Source organism: Kineosporia sp. NBRC 101677, assembly GCF_030269265.1.
GTDB lineage: Bacteria > Actinomycetota > Actinomycetes > Actinomycetales > Kineosporiaceae > Kineosporia > Kineosporia rhizophila.
In genome coordinates this window covers 22,921-39,480 of sequence record NZ_BSTA01000003.1, presented here as the reverse complement: position 1 = coordinate 39,480, position 16,560 = coordinate 22,921, and the positions used below count along the sequence as shown (strand labels likewise).

General features: G+C 70.6%; 14 protein-coding genes. 8 read left to right on the top strand and 6 right to left on the bottom strand.

Annotated features, from left to right (window positions below; all coding sequences use genetic code 11):
- Positions 1-38: 38 nt before the first annotated feature.
- Positions 39-944: a helix-turn-helix transcriptional regulator gene (locus tag QSK18_RS09705; RefSeq protein WP_285617997.1), complete on the top strand. Its 906-nt coding sequence runs from the start codon at positions 39-41 to the stop codon at positions 942-944.
- A 65-nt stretch (positions 945-1,009) separates the two neighbouring features.
- A complete protein-coding gene (locus QSK18_RS09700; RefSeq protein ID WP_285617994.1) occupies positions 1,010-1,906 on the top strand; it encodes a hypothetical protein in 897 nt (298 codons plus the stop codon).
- An 18-nt stretch (positions 1,907-1,924) separates the two neighbouring features.
- Here QSK18_RS09700 and QSK18_RS09695 read toward each other — a convergent pair whose 3' ends face one another.
- Entirely contained in the window at positions 1,925-2,971 is a 1,047-nt protein-coding gene (locus QSK18_RS09695; RefSeq protein ID WP_285617991.1) for an ABC transporter permease, read from the bottom strand.
- A gap of 193 nt (positions 2,972-3,164) precedes the next feature.
- Positions 3,165-5,090, bottom strand: a complete 1,926-nt coding sequence (locus tag QSK18_RS09690) for an ABC transporter ATP-binding protein (RefSeq protein ID WP_285617989.1) — start codon at positions 5,088-5,090, stop codon at positions 3,165-3,167.
- A gap of 147 nt (positions 5,091-5,237) precedes the next feature.
- Here QSK18_RS09690 and QSK18_RS09685 point away from each other — a divergent pair, with 147 nt between their 5' ends.
- Positions 5,238-5,990, top strand: coding sequence for an SDR family oxidoreductase (locus QSK18_RS09685; RefSeq protein ID WP_285617987.1), 753 nt, complete (start codon positions 5,238-5,240; stop codon positions 5,988-5,990).
- Between the two features lie 2 nt (positions 5,991-5,992).
- On the opposite strand, the gene QSK18_RS09680 is transcribed toward QSK18_RS09685, so the two are convergent.
- Together QSK18_RS09680 and QSK18_RS09675 are read right to left on the bottom strand one after the other, a co-directional pair.
- A complete protein-coding gene (locus tag QSK18_RS09680; protein WP_285617985.1) occupies positions 5,993-8,629 on the bottom strand; it encodes a putative bifunctional diguanylate cyclase/phosphodiesterase in 2,637 nt (878 codons plus the stop codon).
- Positions 8,626-9,849 carry a sugar ABC transporter substrate-binding protein gene (locus QSK18_RS09675; protein ID WP_285617983.1) on the bottom strand — a complete coding sequence of 408 codons (1,224 nt, stop codon included), beginning with the start codon at positions 9,847-9,849 and terminating at the stop codon, positions 8,626-8,628. Before QSK18_RS09675 ends, QSK18_RS09680 begins: the two co-directional genes overlap by 4 nt.
- Positions 9,850-10,073: 224 nt before the next feature.
- Here QSK18_RS09675 and QSK18_RS09670 point away from each other — a divergent pair, with 224 nt between their 5' ends.
- Entirely contained in the window at positions 10,074-10,670 is a 597-nt protein-coding gene (locus tag QSK18_RS09670) for an RNA polymerase sigma factor (protein ID WP_232812704.1), read from the top strand.
- A complete protein-coding gene (locus tag QSK18_RS09665) occupies positions 10,667-11,716 on the top strand; it encodes a hypothetical protein (protein WP_285617979.1) in 1,050 nt (349 codons plus the stop codon). The genes QSK18_RS09670 and QSK18_RS09665 overlap by 4 nt, the downstream gene beginning before the upstream one ends.
- Before the next feature lie 84 nt (positions 11,717-11,800).
- On the opposite strand, the gene QSK18_RS09660 is transcribed toward QSK18_RS09665, so the two are convergent.
- Positions 11,801-12,994, bottom strand: a complete 1,194-nt coding sequence (locus tag QSK18_RS09660) for an MFS transporter (protein ID WP_285617977.1) — start codon at positions 12,992-12,994, stop codon at positions 11,801-11,803.
- 167 nt (positions 12,995-13,161) lie between these two features.
- On the opposite strand from QSK18_RS09660, the gene QSK18_RS09655 reads away from it, so the two are divergent.
- The gene (locus QSK18_RS09655; RefSeq protein ID WP_232812701.1) at positions 13,162-14,025 is read left to right on the top strand and encodes a calcium-binding protein; all 864 of its coding nucleotides are present in this window, start codon (positions 13,162-13,164) and stop codon (positions 14,023-14,025) included.
- 40 nt (positions 14,026-14,065) lie between these two features.
- Here QSK18_RS09655 and QSK18_RS09650 read toward each other — a convergent pair whose 3' ends face one another.
- Entirely contained in the window at positions 14,066-14,854 is a 789-nt protein-coding gene (locus QSK18_RS09650) for a maleylpyruvate isomerase family mycothiol-dependent enzyme (RefSeq protein WP_285617974.1), read from the bottom strand.
- Between the two features lie 87 nt (positions 14,855-14,941).
- Here QSK18_RS09650 and QSK18_RS09645 point away from each other — a divergent pair, with 87 nt between their 5' ends.
- Both QSK18_RS09645 and QSK18_RS09640 read left to right on the top strand, forming a co-directional pair.
- On the top strand, positions 14,942-15,961 hold the full coding sequence (locus QSK18_RS09645) for an LLM class flavin-dependent oxidoreductase (protein WP_232812699.1): 1,020 nt from the start codon (positions 14,942-14,944) through the stop codon (positions 15,959-15,961).
- A 177-nt stretch (positions 15,962-16,138) separates the two neighbouring features.
- Positions 16,139-16,555, top strand: a complete 417-nt coding sequence (locus tag QSK18_RS09640) for a YciI family protein (RefSeq protein ID WP_232812698.1) — start codon at positions 16,139-16,141, stop codon at positions 16,553-16,555.
- Positions 16,556-16,560 lie beyond the last annotated feature (5 nt).

Sequence of the window (16,560 nt, the reverse complement as noted above, 5' to 3'; positions counted from 1 at the left end):
CGGGCGGGCCGGACGGTCGTCGTACACTCGGGCACACCATGAAGAAAAACGGACAGCTCGCGGCCGGGCGCCGGGAGACCGGCGTCCCGACGGCGTCCTACCACCCGATGGCGGGCCGGCCGCCGGGCCTGGACGTGCTCGATCTGCCCGGGCTCGCAGCCCGGGCCACCGAGCACGAACTGCCGCTGACCGTGCCGGTGCGCCCGGCCTTCCACCTGATCGTCGCGCTGCGCAGCGGGCGACTGGCGTGCTCCGTCGACTTCACCTCGTACGAGCTGGAAGCTGGGGACTGGCTGTGGGTGTGGCCCGGGCAGGTGCTGCACTTTCCGGACGGGCCCGGGGCCGGCGACGCGACGGTGCTGGTCTTCCCGGCCGGCTTCCCCCGGTCCGCGACCAACGACCTGATCCGGGACGCCGAGCACACCCTGAACCGCCTGATCACCCCGGACGCCGTACGCCAGACCGCTCTGCTGCGGGTCCTGGACGCCCTGCTGGAGGAGCACGCCGATCTGTCCGGCCTGGGGCTGGAGGCGTACGTCGAGACGTTGCGGGACCTGCTCTCGGTGATCCTCATCCGGCTCGTGCACCTGATCGACCCGCGGCAACGGACGAGTCCGGGCAGCGGCGAGCCGTTCCACCGGTTCCGCCAGGCCGTCGAGGAGGACTTCGCCCGGACCCACCGCGTGGAGGACTACGCGGCCCGGCTCGGCTACAGCTCCCGCACGCTCACCCGCGCCACCCGGGCGGCCCTCGGCTGCGGAGCCAAGCGGTACATCGACGACCGGGTGCTGCTGGAGGCCAAGCGTCTGCTGGTTCACAGCGCCCTGCCGCCGGCCACCGTCGGCGAACGCGTGGGTTTCGCGTATCCGACTGCCTTCAGCGCCTTCTTCCGTCAGCGCACCGGTATGACGCCCACGGAGTTCCGATCGCTCACCAAGCCCTGACCAGGTGTGGGCAGCGGTATGGCATCACCTGGCCGGACGGCTGGGCGCCGGGTGACAATGGCCGGATGCGACGCTCCGGCGAGTACGACGCCTTCGGTCCCTGGACGGACGTGGTCCGGACCTGTGAGGAGCTGCCGCGGCTGTACGGGCAGGCCGGGATCGATCCGGCCGAGTACCGCCTGGTGCTGAAAGTCCCGCGGGACATCGAGCGCCGCAACGCCACTCCGGACATGAACCTGTACGACTTCCTGCTTGCGGTGGAGCACGACGGTCTCACGGTGCTACAGCGCCAGGAAGCTCTCGGCGGCGACACCTACACCCGGGTCCGTATCCCGTCCCAGCAGATCACCGCCCTGTCCGACAGCGTCAACCTGCTCGACGGGCAGCTCGAGATCCACACCTACGGCGGCTCGACGACCATCGGCTACAACGCCACCGACCCGCTCCCGATGCAGAGACTGGTGCGGCTCCTGCGCCGGATGTACCTGCCGGCTGCGGCCCATCCGCCCGGCAGGGCCGGTTCTCTCGCGCCGGTCGATCTCGGCGGCCGGGACCTGAACCTGGTGGGGGCCTGCCAGAAGGTGCTGCGCAGTGCACCGCAGATGCGGCTGGTCACCGCCGCCCAGCAGCAGCGGACCGTGCCCGTCGGTGGCTGGGCGAGAAGGATCGTTCATCGCCTGCGGCCCTCGGTGCTGCACGCATCGATCGTTCTCGCCGACGAGCGGGAGATCGCCCTGCTGCACCGCCGGGACCGCACAGGTCGGGGCAAGGCCGATGCGCACTCCGTGGCCTGCACGTTCCTGCCTCGTCACCGGATCACCGACGTGCATGTCCAGCCTCACGAAAAGTACCGTCACATCGAGGTGATCACCGTCATCACGGGCGGATCTGCGATCTCCTTCCCGGTGCGCGCGGGAGAAACGGCCGAGGCACTGCTCGGACTGTGCGCCGGTGACTGCTGACCGGTCAGGGCCGCCTGCTCAGGGCAGATCGGCCAGGCTGTTGCGGTGATGGGCTCCCGCGAGGAGGTTGACCACGCCGACCACCAGCACGCCGATGCCCGCGTAGAGGCCGAGCACGAGCAACGGCCCACCGATGGGCGCATCCGGGAAGTAGAGGACCCGGCGTAGCAAGGTGGCGGCCGCACCGGGCGGCAGGGCCTGCCCGAAATCACGCCAGAAGGCCGGCAACAGCGGCAGGGCGGTCGCCGCGCCGCTGATCGGTAGTCCCAGAAGGAAGTACAGGATGCCGCCCACGGCTGCACCGGCGCTGCCGATCAGGCAGACCAGCCCGCTGACCGACGCGGTCACGGCCAGGTTGACCAGGGCCAGGCTCAGGGCCAGCTTCCAGTAGTGCACGTGGTCCCCGGCCCCGAAGGCGTGCGACAGCCCGGCCATCGAGGCGCCGACGCACAGCGCGTAGAGCGCCAGGAAGAGCACCGGCAGTTCGCCGCGGGTCCAGTTGGCCCGGTAGCGCGGCACCAGCCGGCCCAGGCCCACCGAGCCGATCGTGCCCACCAGGACGGTGACCTGGATCATGACCGCCAGGCTCCCGCCGCCCGAGTCGCCCGCGGGCAGGGGCGTGATCTCGGTGATCGTCGGGGTGCCGGCCGTCGACTGCTGGGACACCAGGGTGGTCAGGGTACTGGCGACCTGTGGCGCCGAGGCGGTGGACTTGAGCAGTTCGACCCCGTCCGGGCCGACGACGAGCGCCCCGTACACCTCCATGCGCCCGATACCGGTGACCGCGGCGTCGCGACTGTCGTACGTGCGGATGTCCAGGGCCTCACCGGCCTGCTGGGAGAGCGCGGCCGCGGTCTCCGCGGGACCGACGTAGGCCAGCGGCACCTCGTGCGGCGTGGGCGCGTGCGAGATGCTGAGCAGGGCCGAGCCGAGCGCGACCAGGACGCCCAGCCCCAGCAGGGCCACCACGACCGCCCGCTCCCAGAAGTGCTTCTCGCGTTGCTTCTCGGCCTCGGCGGGCAGAGGCAGATCGGTGTCGGGTTCGTCCTGAGAAAGTGTGCTCACGGTTTCTGTTCGCCTCTCGCGGGCTGCCTGACGTCTGCGAGGCCGCGACCCGCGTCGGAACGTGCGCGGCCTGCGAAGGTCGAGTCGGCCTCCGGCTGCTCACCGGTGTATCGAGAACGTCCGGCCCGTACTTGAGGCCGCCGGACCCTCGCGGCCGATCCCGACCTGATCGGGTGTATTTTCGGGCCCTGGCCTACACCCGGCCCGGGCCTGTGTAACCAGCCGCCTGAAGGGTGAACAGTTCGGCGTAACGCCCCTTCCGGCGCAGGAGTTCAGCGTGGGTGCCGGTCTCCACCACGGCCCCTTCGTGCATGACGTGGATGACGTCCGCGTGCACGACGTTGGCCAGGCGGTGGGTGATCAGGATCGTGGTGCGTTCGCCCTGCCGGGCCCGAAGGTCCTGGAAGAGGGCGTCTTCGGCGCGGGGGTCGAGGGCGGAGGAGGGCTCGTCCATGATGAGCAGGTCGGCATCACGGTAGAAGCCGCGCGCGGCGGTGATGCGCTGCCACTGACCGCCCGAGAGGTCCTGCCCGTCCTTGAAGGTGCGGTCGAGCAGGGTCAGATAACCGTGCGGCAGGTCGAGAATCATCTCGTGGGCCAGAGCCCGCTGCGCTGCTCGCTCGATCTGCGCCTGCTCGGGCACCGTGGTGATCGCACCCATCGCGATGTTGGCCGCGGCCGAATAGGGCCACTTGTGGTGTTCCTGCAGCACGACGCAGACCCGGGCGGCCAGGGCGTCGCGGTCCCAGGCACGGTAACTCTGCCCGTTCCACAGCAGCTCACCGTTCGAGGGCTCGCGCAGCCCGGCGATCATGGCGGCCAGTGTGGACTTGCCCGAGCCGTTCTCCCCGACCAGGGCGATCGTCTGCCCGGCCGTGATGGTGAAGGAAACCTCCCTCACCGCCGGAGCGGAGCGGCCGGGGTACTGCAGATGCACGCTTTTCAGCTCAAGCGTTCCCAGCGGGCCCGGAACGGCCTTCTCGGAAGGGGGAAGCAGGTGCTCGCCGGCGCGCTCCAGAAATGTCAGGTACTCCCGCACGTACTGACCACTGGTGTACATGTGGTCGAGCTGAAAAGTCAGGTTCGACAAGGCCAGCTGCGCCGCCTGTACGGCCACGACGCAGGTCACGGCGGCCGACAGGGGAAGTCGGCCGCCGGCCAGCAGCCACCCCAGAAGGACCCAGACCAGGGCCAGGCCCACGCCGCTGACGGCGGAGCCGAGGGCGGTGGTGGTGGCCACCCGCCGGGCCAGGCGAAGTTCCACGGCGGCCTGGGCGCGCATGACCATGTCGTGCTGGTTCAGCAGGAAGTCGCGCAGGCCGTACGAGCGCAGTTCGGGGGCGGACTGACGGTCGGCCATCTGTCGCTCCAGCGTGTACATGCGCCGCCGGCGAACCGAACCGGCCACGTAGCTGGCATACCGGAGGTGACCGGACCTCAGTGCGGCGTAGCCCCGGGGGACGGAGGCGACCAGCAGCGCCAGCAGCAGCACCGGATTGATGATGAGCAGGGCAACCGCGACGGCCACGAGATTGACCAGTCCGGCCAGGGCGCTGGCGGTCGCGTCCACCAGTTCGGACATGGAGTTACCGACCAGCTTGGCCCGCTCCATGTCGTCGGCGAAGGTGTCGGCGTCGAACGCCTCCAGGCGCACCCCGGTGGTGGTCTCGAAGAAACGCCGCTCGGCAGCATGTTTCACGCGGGGAGCCAGTCCGCTCTCGGCGTAGCCGATGCTGATGGCCAGGGTTCCCCGCAACAGGGCCACACCGGCAAGGACGGCGATGGCCGGCAGGGCGGCCAGCACCCGGCCGGAAGTCGGTCCGGCTCCGAACAGTTCCACCAGCACGCGCTGGGTGGACAGCAGCCCGAAGGTGGACAGCGTCCCGGCGGCGAGGGTGGCCAGGGCGACCACGAGCGTCCGGGGCCGGTCGGCCCTCCAGCTGGTCACCACCGCGTACTTGGCCAGGTGCGGCAACTCGGCCAGGATCCCGCTCACGGCGGTCTCCGCCCGGCGCCGGGTCCCGGTCTCCCACCAGGCGTCTCTCAGCTCGGGAAGCACTGGCCCCACAACGTTTTGGCTGGCCTGGTCGAACAGGCGGGGTTCCGGCTCCGTCTCCACCGGCCCACTCTCGGCCTCTACCTCGGGGTAGGCGACGGTGGATGCAGTGGCAGGTCCGGATTCCCTGGCCGCAAGCGGAGTGCCGGTGGCGGACCGCTCTTCCTACGGTGGGCAGCACAACAGCCCACGACCACCAGGAGTCAGATCGTGCACACCCTCGCGCACAAGGTCGCCGTCGTAGCCGGTGCATCGGCCGGTATCGGCAGAGCGACCGCGAAGCTGTTCGCCGCCCACGGCGCCGCCGTCGTGCTGGTGGCCCGCCGCGAGGACCGGCTCGCCGAGCTCGCCGACGAGATCCGGCGCGACGGCGGCCGCGCATCGTTCGTCGCCGGGGACGTCGGTCACCCGGAAACCCACGATGCGGCAGTGAAGACCGCCCAGAACGACTTCGGCGGCCTCGACGTCGCCGTCAACAATGCCGGCATCACGGGCACCCTCGCGCCGCTGGCCGAGCTCCCCGTCGAGCAGTGGCACGCGATTGTGCAGACCAATCTGACGTCGGCCTTCCTGGGGGCCCGCAGCCAGATCCCCGCCATGCTCGAACGTGGTGGCGGATCGGTGGTTTTCACGTCCAGCTTCGTCGGGACCAGCGTCGGCCTGCCCGGTATGGCGGCCTACGGCGCCGCCAAGGCAGGACTCATGGGTCTGGTCAAGGGCATCACCGCGGACTACGCGGCGCTGGGCGTCCGGGCGAACGCGCTGCTGCCCGGAGGAACCGTCACCGACCTGGCCGGAGACCAGGACCAGCAGGACTGGGCGGCCGGCCTGCACGCCGTGAAGCGTCTCGCCCGGCCGGAGGAGATCGCCCAGGCCGCCCTGTTCCTGGCCGGCCCGATGTCGAGCTTCGTGGCCGGATCGGCGCTCTTCGCCGACGGCGGCAACGCGGCGGTGAAGTTGTGAGGCTACCGGACCAGGGACTGCGACGGGCTCGTCGCCGACGGGGTCCTCAGGGGGCCCATCAGGGCTCCCTGGACCAGGTCGCAGCCGGCCTCCTGAAGGCGCCGCAGGGTGTGCTCGTCGTTCACGTTCTGCGCGGAGACCGCCAGACCGGCCGCACGGGCGACGTCCAGCACGGCCTGCAGCAGGGCAGCCCGGTGGGGTGAGCGGACCAGGTCCTCGTACAGCCGCAGCCCGTCGATCGGCGCCCCGTCCAGCAGACCGACCGGCACCTGGTCGCGGCCGAACTCGTCGACCACGATCAGCACGCCGGTGCGGCGCAGCGCACCGAGGGTGTCGTGCAGGGCCGAGGTACTGGTCAGCACCGCTTCGGGAACGTGCAGCACCAGGCGCCGGGGGGAGAGGCCGCCGGCTTCGAGGGTCTCGATGATGCTCTGCGCCAGGCCCGGTTCCAGCAGCCGGGCCAGCGAGACGGAGACCGCGATGATGTGGCTGGGACTCTCACCGGCCTGGTCCCACACCTGCATCTGGCGCACCGCCTCGGACAGGGCCCAGCGGTCGATGTCGCCCTGCCTGCGGGTCTCCTCGGCCACCGGCCGGAACTGGGCCGCCGACAGCTTGTCGTGACCGGGCCGGGCCCACCACACCCGGGCGTCCCACCCCCGCAGCGCCATCGAGGCCAGGTCCACCACCGGCACGTAGTCCAGCTCGAACTGCCCCGAGGTGACGGCCTGGTTCAGCGCCGCCTGCAGCTCCTGGCGCCGGCGCAGGCGTACCTGCAGCACCTCGTCGAAGAGCTGACAGCAGCCGCGTCCCCGGGCCTTCGCCTCGTAGACGGCGGCGTCGGCCTCGGAGAACAGGGTCTCGGCCGAGATCAGCGGGTCCACCGCCAGCGCGACCCCCACGCTGGCGCCGACCCGGACCTGGATCTGCCGCTCGTTCTGCACCAGGGTGACCGGCCGGCTCACCTCCTCGATCAGCCGCTCCGCGATCGCCACCGCGTCCGCGGCGTCGGTGACCTTCTCGATCAGCACGACGAACTCGTCCCCACCGAGCCGGGCGGTCAGGTCCTCGGCCCGGGCGCAGCTGTCCAGGCGCTGGGCCACCGCGGTCAGCAGCTGGTCGCCGGCGGCGTGGCCGTGGGTGTCGTTCACCGCCTTGAACCCGTCCAGGTCGACGAACAGCAGGGCTGGTCCGGTGCCGTTCGCGGTGCCGCCCACCGGGCGCCGGGCCAGCGCGGCCCGGGTGGCCTCGAGCAGCCGGGGCCGGTTGGCCAGGCCGGTCAGGGCGTCGTGGGTGGCCGCGTGGGTGAGTTCGGCCTGCAGCTCCTCCCGCTCGCGCACCGCGGTGACGATGCGCGCCACCGACGAGTGCACCACCTCGCCGAGGGGGCCGGGCAGGGGTTCCTGCAGCAGCGGGTTGACCAGGTCCCCGGAGGCGACCGCAGCCGACTGGCCCTCGATCCGGCGCAGGTTGTGCACCATCGACTGCAGGGCCTGGGAGGCCGCCTGCACCTCCCGGGGGCCGCCCACGCCCACTTCGACCAGGTGCCCGCGGCTGATGTCGCGGGCCTGCGCGGACAGCCGCCCCAGGGGCCGGGCGATGGCCCGGCTCACCCACATCACGGCGGCCAGGGCGGTCAGGACCAGCAGGGCGACCACCACCAGGGCGCGGTACATCTGTTCGTTCGTGCGGTCCTGGTAGGCCACCGCCGAGCGGTCGGCGACCAGGAGCGCCTCGTACAGCAGGCTGGACAGGGCCCCGGCCCGGGTGGCCTCCAGCGCCAGCAGCCGGTTGATGTCACCCCGGTTGGTGCTGGCGGTGCTCGGCAGCCGGGTGAGCGCGACGTCGAGCGTCTCCAGGGTGCCGGTCTCGGTCAGCGTGCGCCAGGCCCGGGCCAGTTCCGGCTCGGTCAGGGTGCCCAGCGCCCGGGACATCTGCGACCAGGTCGGCCCGAGCTTGGGCAGGTCGATCAGGTGTTCGGGGTCGACCGCGCTCATCAGGTAGGCCGGAAGTTCCCGGCTGGCGGCCAGGTTGGCCGCCGCGATGTCGGTGATGTTCTGCACCGTGCGGATACTGGCCAGGTCGACGCCGCGTTCCACGGCGGTGGCGGCGGCCCGGCTCTGCGCGTCGTTGAGCCGCTCGGCCAGGGCACCGTAGGCGCGGTAGACCTCCTGCAGGTCGGTCGCGGTCATCGAACTGGCGTCGACCCGGGCCCGCAGCCCCCTCAGGGTGGCGGCGGTGTGCTCGACCAGGTCGGGCTGGCTGGCCCGCAGCGGTTCCAGGGTGTCGTTCGTGGCGTCCCGGACCTGCCGCTTCATGCTCGTCGCGATCCGGCTCAGCGAGGCGAAGGTCGCCCCCGAGCGCGGGCTGGAGTCAGGTCTGAGCACTCCGGTCCGGAACAGGCCGAGCAGCACCGAGGGCATCAACTCGGAGTTCAGGGCGTCGTTGGTCGCCTCCAGGGCCACCACCGAGCGCACCGCCTCCTGCATCCGCCGGGCGGTGGCGGCCCGATCGGTGGCCGAGGCCACGGTGATGGCGGCGAAGGGCGCCACGCACAGGGCCGAGACGCACAGCAGCGCCGCCAGGTACAGCCACAGCGGCGGGCCGGAGGTCCCGTTCTCGGGACCGGTGCTCGTCACTGGAGCCGCGCCTGGGCCGCGGCCAGCGCCGTCACCGGACCCCGGCCCTCGGTCAGCACGGCCTGCATCGCCGTCCAGAGGGCCGCCGAGACCTCCCGGTACCGGGAACCGACCAGGTCCTCCTGGGTGCGGCCCTGCGCCGAGCGCACCGCCTTCACCCAGGGCTCGAGCCAGGGACGCGCGGCCACCTGCTGGTCCTGCACCTCGGGGTGGGCCGCGATGTAGGTGAGCGCGGTGTCGGCGGCCAGGGCGTTCTTCCCCTGAGTCAGGCAGGAGATGATCGAGCGGCTGACCTCGTAGCGGCCGGGGTCCCCCTGGCGGGGGGCGGTGATGAACTCACCGCCGATCGGCGAGGGGGCGATGCCGCCCCGCTCGCCCGGCAGCACGATCACGCCCCAGCTCAGGCCGGAGGCGCGCGCGTTCTCCATCTGCCAGGTGCCGTTCTCGACGAAGGCGTAGTCCCCGGTCAGGAAGTCCTCCCAGGCGGTGGACTGCGAGTTGTTGATCACCGCGACCGGGGCGTAGCCCTTGGTCAGCCAGGAGGACCACAGCGACAGCGCCCGCACCGCCGCGGGGGAGTCCAGCCGACCCAGTTCGGCGCCCGCTCCCCAGAACCAGGGCAGGAACTGGAAGGTCCCCTCCTCGGTGCTGGTCGCGGAGAAGGTGATCCCCATCCGCCCGGTCCGGGCGACCTTCTTCAGGGCCGTGTTCAGGCTCTCCCAGTCGCGCACCGACGCCGGATCGACGCCGGCCTCCTCCAGGATCGCCTTGTTGTAGTAGAGGGCCAGGGTGTTGGCCCCGACCGGGATCCCGTACATCTTGCCCTGGTACCGGCCGGCCCTGAGCAGGTTGGCCGACATGCCGGTGGTGGACATCCCGAACTCGTCGGCGTCGACCAGGGCACCGGCCTCGGCCAGGCTGGAGACGTCCGGGTTGTCCACCACCAGCACGTCCGGCGGGTGGCCCTGCTGGGCCGCCAGGAGCGCCTTGTCGGTGAGCTGGGTGGTCTCGAACCCGGTGCGGCGGATCTTCACCCCGGACTCTTTCCCGCACCGCTGCACCAGGCGGGGCCACTCGGAGCTGCTGGTGAACTGGGTGTACGGATCCCACAGCGAGTACGTCCGGGAGTCGGCCGTGGCCCCGGACGTGACCGTGTCGTCCTTCTCGCACGCGGCTGCGCCGGTGAGCAGCAGGCATGACAGAAGGACGCCGGTGCTCACCCTCCGGAACAGCGTCCGCCGCGATCTCATCTCCCCGCCCGTCCCTCGCTGATGAGTGCATCGGCTCGATCAGGGCAGGGTTGAGCCATGAACTGCTCAGGACCGCCGGTCACGACCCGGGGGACACCACCGGGATCTGGTACTTCGCGGACAACTCGGCTGTGTTCGGCGCTCCCGGCCGGCCCGTCGCGAACGTTCGGGCCCGGGCCGGACATGAGTACGGCGTGAGGGACCCTGCAGCCGACGACGCGTTCCGGCGCCTGTACACGGCCAACTTCCCGGCGATCCTGAACTACGCGCAGCGCCGGGTCGGGGGGCCGGACGACGCCGCCGACCTGGTCGCCGAGACGTTCCTGGTGGCCTGGCGCCGGCGTGAGGAGCTGCCGCCGGGCCCGCAGGCCCGGCTCTGGCTCTTCGGGGTGGCTCGGCTGGTCCTGGCCAACCACACCCGGGGCGAGCAGCGCCGGGTGCAGCTCGGCGCCCGGCTGCGGCTGGAGCTGCGCGACGAGCCCGGCGACCCGGCCGCGGACCTGGTCGAGGTGATGGCGGTGGACAGCGCGCTGGCCGCGCTCGACGACACCGATCGCGAGGTGCTGGAGCTGACCGTGTGGGACCAGCTCACCCCGCGCGAGATCGGTGCGCTGCTGGATCTTCCGGCCCGGGTGGTGCGCTCGCGACTGTTCCGGGCCCGGGCCCGGATGCGCGGCCGGACCGACCTGTCTGCGGTGAATGTCGCTGCGGAGAAGAACGATCGGGCCGGCCCCGGACACGTAACGGGTGTCCACCGAACGCTCGCGTCCAGAAGGGACCCCAAGGCATGAACGATCGCCAGGTCGAGGACCTGATGCGCCGGGCCCGGCCCGTGTCGTCGCCCTCGCGGTTCCACGACGCCGGGCAACGACTCCTTGAGGAGATCATGTCCAGCCCCGCCGAGGAAACCCTCGAGACCGACGTCACGCCGATACCGCTGCGCCGTAACCCGACTCACCGCACCCGGTGGCTGGTGGCCGCGGCCGCCGTCGTGGCCGTGGCGGCCGCCGTGCCGATCCTGCTCTTCCAGAAGCAGGACCCGGCCGCCCCGGCCGCCCCTCTGCCGCAGGAGAGGCTCGAGGTCGACGGCAATCCTCATCTCTTCCTGAAAGACCCCCAGTGGCAACCGACCTCGCTCTACCAGGGTGCGGTGACCGACGGCAGCCAGACTTTCGTCCAGGGCGATCGGACGACCACTATCTCGTGGGTGCCGATCAGGGTCCGGGACCAGGTGCTGGCCGCACGCACGAGCGAGATGCGTCCGGCACAGCCGCTGACCGTGTTCGGGCAGGAGGCGACCGTGCTGGAGGACGCGCTCAACCAGGAGGCGTTCATCCCGGCCGGCGACATGCTCGTCACCGTGAAGGTTCACGGCATCCGGGAACGCAAGGACTTCCTCTCGGTGCTGAGCCAACTTCAGGTGCTGCCCCCCGACCAGTGGGAGGCCGCCCTGGGCGACCGCTTCGTGAACGCCGACCGTTCCGCGGCCACGGCCCGGGAAATGCTCGCCGACATCACCCTTCCCCCCGGGTTCGACCTCGCATCGCTCACGTCCGGCCTCACCCAGGACCGCCACCAGTTCGGCAGCAACGTCCTGGTCACGGTGAGCTGCGCCTGGCTGGACCGCTACGAGCAGGCCCGGGCCCAGGACGACGAGAAGACCATGGCCGGCGTCGACCGGGCACTCGACGGCAACCGGGAGTGGGCACTGCTGCAGGAGATCGACGACCAGGCACCGGACATCGCCCTCCAGGTGACCCAGGCGGCCAACAGCGTCGCGGCCCGGGAAGGGGTCTCGGAGTCCACCACGGCGCTCGGGTGTGGCGACCGGGACTGATCTGAGGACGATCGTGGCCGGGTCGGCGGACCCGGTCACGATCGTCGGTTCCGGGGCCTCCGAACGGTTACTGGCTCACGCCGTTCACGTGCTCGCCGATCGCCAGGGCAGGACGACCGCGCTGAGCAGGGTGACCACGGCGGCCACCAGCAGCGTGGGACGCAGGCCGACGAGCGCGGCCAGCACCCCACCGGCGGCGATGGCCGTGGGCTGGGCGATGCGGGAGCTGATGGCCCAGGCCGTGATCACCCGGGCCAGATACTGGTCGTCAACTGCCTGGGCACGGTATGTCGCGAACAGGGGGTTGAACACGCCTGCGCACACCAGCAGGCCGAAGTCGGCGCCGATCAGCAGAACCAGGCCGGCTGTCCCCGGTGGGACGAAGGGCAAGGGCAGCAGCCACACCGTCCGCAGGGCTCCGGCGCCCAGCAAGAGACTTCCGAATCCGAAGCGTGCGACCAGGCGGGGAGTCAGCGCCGAACCGAGAATGCCGCCCAGGCAGGGGAGACCGAGCGCCAGACCGTACTGCCAGGCCGAAAGCCCCAGGTCCTGCAGCATGAGCACGGCGGTCAGAGGGGCGGCCGCCATGATCCCGGCCCCGAACAGCAGCGCATTGGCCAGCAGGGCGCGAAGATCGGGCCGGCTCCGCACATACGCCCACCCAGCGACCAGATCCCGGCCGCTCATGCGCGAAGGGCTGGGCGGCGGAACTGGTTCCGGTCGACGTATGCGAAGGATGCAGCAGGCCGAGACCAGGTAGGACAGGGCGTCCAGCGCCAGAGTCGTCCCGGAGCCGAGGGTACTGATCAGGAAGCCACCGGCCGAGGAACCGACGGTCGTAGTGGTCCAGGAAGCCGACTCGAACCTGCTGTTGGCGATGTGCAGCTGCCCGGGAGCGACGAGAGCCTTCAGATGCGCGCCACCAGCGGCGCCGAACGCGATCGTGGCCGCGCTGGTGAGCACCGCGACCAGGCACAGCTGGGCGAACGTCAGCCACTGGGCCCAGATCGCGACCGGCACAGTCGCGATGACCAGGAAGCGGAACAGGTCCGCGGCCACCATGACCGGTCGCTTGCGGCGGTACTCGATCACGTGGCCCAACGGCAACGCGAGGACTGCGCCGGCGATCCCGGACAGGGCCGCCAGCGCGGAAACCTGCCAGGCAGCCACGCCGAGCACCGTGACGGCGATCAGCGGGAGCGCCCCGGAACCCAGCGCCGTACCCAGTGAGCTGACCGTGTGTGCCCAGTACAGGCGTCCAAAATTTCTGTCCGGCAACGCATCCCCCGCGCTCGGTGAGTGGCCCCCAATTCGATGACGTCGGTGCTTCCCAAGAGCGACGCCGATGTCGTACGTGTCACTTTCGGGGCTTTTGGCAGTTTTCCGGGTACTTTCCTGGCACGGTGTTACCGACACATGACGAGTACCAAGTCGGAGGTATCTGCATGACCCTGCGCCGCAACCGCCTGTTCATCCTGGCCGGGAGCACTTCCCTGGCCGCTGCCGGTCTGTTCGCCACGCCCGCCCACGCGGCCGGGGACACGGCCACGGCAGAGCTCTCCGGACGGGACGGACGGCTGAACCTGTTCACCTACGAGGGCGGCGACCTGCGCAACCAGGCCGAGGTGGTGCTGTCGCTGTCGGAAGACCGCAGCGTGTACACCTACGAGGTCGACGACGTGGTGGACATCAAGGCGGGGACCAACTGCGCGCACCCCGACAGCGCCGACCTCACAAAGGTCGTCTGCGAGATCGAGAACGTGGTGGGCGGCACCACTTCGGACTGGCCGAGCGGTCAGATCTCCTTCGGGGCGGGCAACGACACGGTGGAATTCACCAACCGCACCACGACTTACTTCAACGCGATCTCTCTGGACGCCGGCAACGACACGTACACCGGTTCTCCCCTCCGCGATGCCGTCGTTTCCGGGAACGAAGGCACCGACACCCTCAACATCGGAGGTGGCGGGGAAGGTCACGGCGACGAGGGCAACGACCTCATCACCCTGGTCGCCGGGCGGGCCATGGCCAGCGGCGGCGACGGCGAGGACGAGATCCAGGGTGGCGTCGGTGGCGACAGCCTGCACGGCGGGGCCGACGACGACGTGATCTACGGCAACGACGGCGACGACCTCATCTACGGCGACCAGGGCAACGACTTCCTGTACGGCGGCCGTGAGCACGACGAGATCTACGGCAACAGCGGTGACGACACGATCTTCGGGAACTCCGGGAACGACACCATCTCCGGAGGGCCGGGGACCGACACCATCTCCGGCGGAACGGGCAGCAACACCATCACCAACTGATGTGTGAAAGGTCTGCCCCGGTGCGGGGCAGACCTTTCCGTCAGAAGCCGGGGAAGACGGCCCGCAGTTCGTTCAGGGTGATGTTCCCGTCGACCGAGGTGCCGTTCGGGGTGTGGGCCGGGGTCAGCCGACCGTAGAGCAGACGCAGCGCCGCCTCGAGCGACCCGGTGAACTTCGCCGTCGCGGCCGGGGCCTCGGTGGTGAACTGGGCCTTCTCGTCGAGGACGATGTGGTACGAGGTCTTCGCGACCTCGATGACAGCGGGTTCCGCAGTTGCCGTGGGCTTTCCGATGAACCCGAGCAGGAAGGCCAGGTCGGTGCTGAGGTGCTGGGCCAGGAGCTCGGCGGAACCGTCGGGCAGCGTCGCGCCCGCGTCGAGGCCGGCGCGCACGTCCCAGGTGTGCGGAACCACCTCGCTCAGCCGCATGGCCGCGAACGTCGCGAGCGGCAGGGGTTCGGGCAGGAAGCCCATGTCCACCTTGATCTCCTCGTGCCGCTCCTGCGGAACGGCCTCGAGGGCGGCGACCAGGGCCTCGTCGGAATGCGCCCAGCCGGCGGCCTGGTCCTGCGGGCTCAGCGCGTTCCAGCGGTCCCAGACGCCCTGGTTGAAGTCCGCGCCGGGCGCCTCGGCCTCACCCAGCCCCGCGCGCAGACTGGCCAGCGTGATCTCCGCGCCACTGCCCAGATGGGACAGGACGTCGGCGACGGTCCACTCGGAGGCCCCGGAGGGAGTGGTGAGCTGCTCGGGTGAAAGTGTGGCGACGACGCTCGCGAGGGCGTCGTGCTCACTGCGCAGGGCAGTGATGATCTCGGCCGCAGAGGTGGTCATGCCCGGGAGCCTAGCGACCGGCACCTCGGTCGACGAGGTGCCGGTCCGGGGTGGGAAGTTTTGGCGCGCGCAGGTGTTACTGGGGTCATGAAGAAGATCGGATTCCTGTCCTTCGGCCACTGGTCGGACACCCGGTACTCGCAGGCCCGCACTGCTGCCGACACCCTTCTTCAGTCGATCGAGCTCGCCGTCGCGGCCGAAGAGGCCGGGGCGGACGGCGCCTACTTCCGCGTGCACCACTTCGCCAGCCAGCTCGGTTCGCCGTTCCCGCTGCTGGCCGCGGCCGGGGCCAGGACGAGCCGGATCGAGCTGGGGACCGGCGTCATCGACATGCGCTACGAGAACCCGCTGTACATGGCCGAGGACGCGGGCGCGGCCGACCTGATCTCCGGTGGGCGCCTGCAGCTGGGCATCAGCCGGGGATCACCCGAGCAGGTCATCGACGGCTACCGCTACTTCGGGTACGAGCCCGAGGGCGACCCGGACGGCTCCAAGCTGGCCCGCGAGCACACCCAGCGCTTCCGTGAGGTGATCAAGGGCAAGGGCTTCGCCAAGCCCAACCCCCGGCCGATGTTCCCCAACCCGCCCGGACTGCTCCGGATCGAGCCGCACTCGCCCGGCCTGTCCGAGCGGATCTGGTGGGGTGCGGGCAGCCGGGCCACGGCCGAGTGGACGGCCCAGCAGGGCATGAACCTGATGAGCTCGACGCTGCTCACCGAGGACACCGGCGTACCGTTCCACCAGCTGCAGGCCGAGCAGATCCAGCGCTTCCGCGACGCCTGGAAGGCGGCCGGCCACGAGCGCGAGCCGCGCGTCTCGGTCAGCCGCAGCATCTTCCCGATCGTCAACGACCTGGACCGTGCCTACTTCGGCTCGGCCCGCGGCGGCGAGGACCAGGTGGGCATGATCGACGGCGGCAAGGCACGCTTCGGCAAGACCTACGCGGGGGAGCCGGAGCAGCTGATCAAGGAGCTGGCCGACGACGAGGCGATCGCGGCGGCCGACACCCTGCTCCTGACCATCCCCAACCAGCTCGGCGTCGACTACAACGCCCACCTGCTGGGAACCGTGGTCCGGGAACTGGCCCCCGAACTGGGCTGGCGTTAGGCCGGACCTGGCAACCCCGGTGCGGGCGGTCCGGCCCCTGCATCGCCGTTCCGTCCCGCCGCCAAGGAATTCTTGCGACGATGTCGATCCGTCGCGCTCCCGTTCGAATCACTGGTGAGCGGGGCCGAGCAGCGCCCCGGCGGACCGGTCGGACCTCACGAACAGGGAGACAGCGACATGGCGAAGTACATGCTGATCATGCGGGCCTCGGACGAGGCGCACAAGGCGATGGAGAACGTCTCCTTCGACGAGATCCTGGAGACGATGGGCCGCTACAACGACGAGTTGATGAAGGCCGGGGTCCTGCTCGCCGCCGAGGGGCTCGACCCTGAGGTGAGCGTGGTCGTGGACTACTCCAGCACCCCGCCCCTGGTCACCGACGGGCCCTACGGAGAAACCAAGGAGCTGTTCGGTGGCTTCTACCTGATCGACGTACCCACGCTGGAGGAAGCGGTGGAGTGGGCCCGGCGCATGCCGGCCGGTCCGGGAGCCAAGACGGAGGTCCGCCGGATCCCCAGCATCGACGAGTTCCCGGCCGAGAACGAGTACGTCTACCGGGAGAAGGCCTGGCGTCAGCAGAACGGCCAGCTCTGAGCGCC

What these genes read in the sequence shown, in the direction of transcription:
- QSK18_RS09645 (WP_232812699.1), top strand. Translation starts at nt 14,942, where the DNA reads ATGAAGAAGATCGGATTCCTGTCCTTCGGCCACTGGTCGGACACCCGG.
- QSK18_RS09650 (WP_285617974.1), bottom strand. Translation starts at nt 14,854, where the DNA reads ATGACCACCTCTGCGGCCGAGATCATCACTGCCCTGCGCAGTGAGCAC.
- QSK18_RS09700 (WP_285617994.1), top strand. Translation starts at nt 1,010, where the DNA reads ATGCGACGCTCCGGCGAGTACGACGCCTTCGGTCCCTGGACGGACGTG.
- QSK18_RS09665 (WP_285617979.1), top strand. Translation starts at nt 10,667, where the DNA reads ATGAACGATCGCCAGGTCGAGGACCTGATGCGCCGGGCCCGGCCCGTG.
- QSK18_RS09705 (WP_285617997.1), top strand. Translation starts at nt 39, where the DNA reads ATGAAGAAAAACGGACAGCTCGCGGCCGGGCGCCGGGAGACCGGCGTC.
- QSK18_RS09655 (WP_232812701.1), top strand. Translation starts at nt 13,162, where the DNA reads ATGACCCTGCGCCGCAACCGCCTGTTCATCCTGGCCGGGAGCACTTCC.
- QSK18_RS09640 (WP_232812698.1), top strand. Translation starts at nt 16,139, where the DNA reads ATGGCGAAGTACATGCTGATCATGCGGGCCTCGGACGAGGCGCACAAG.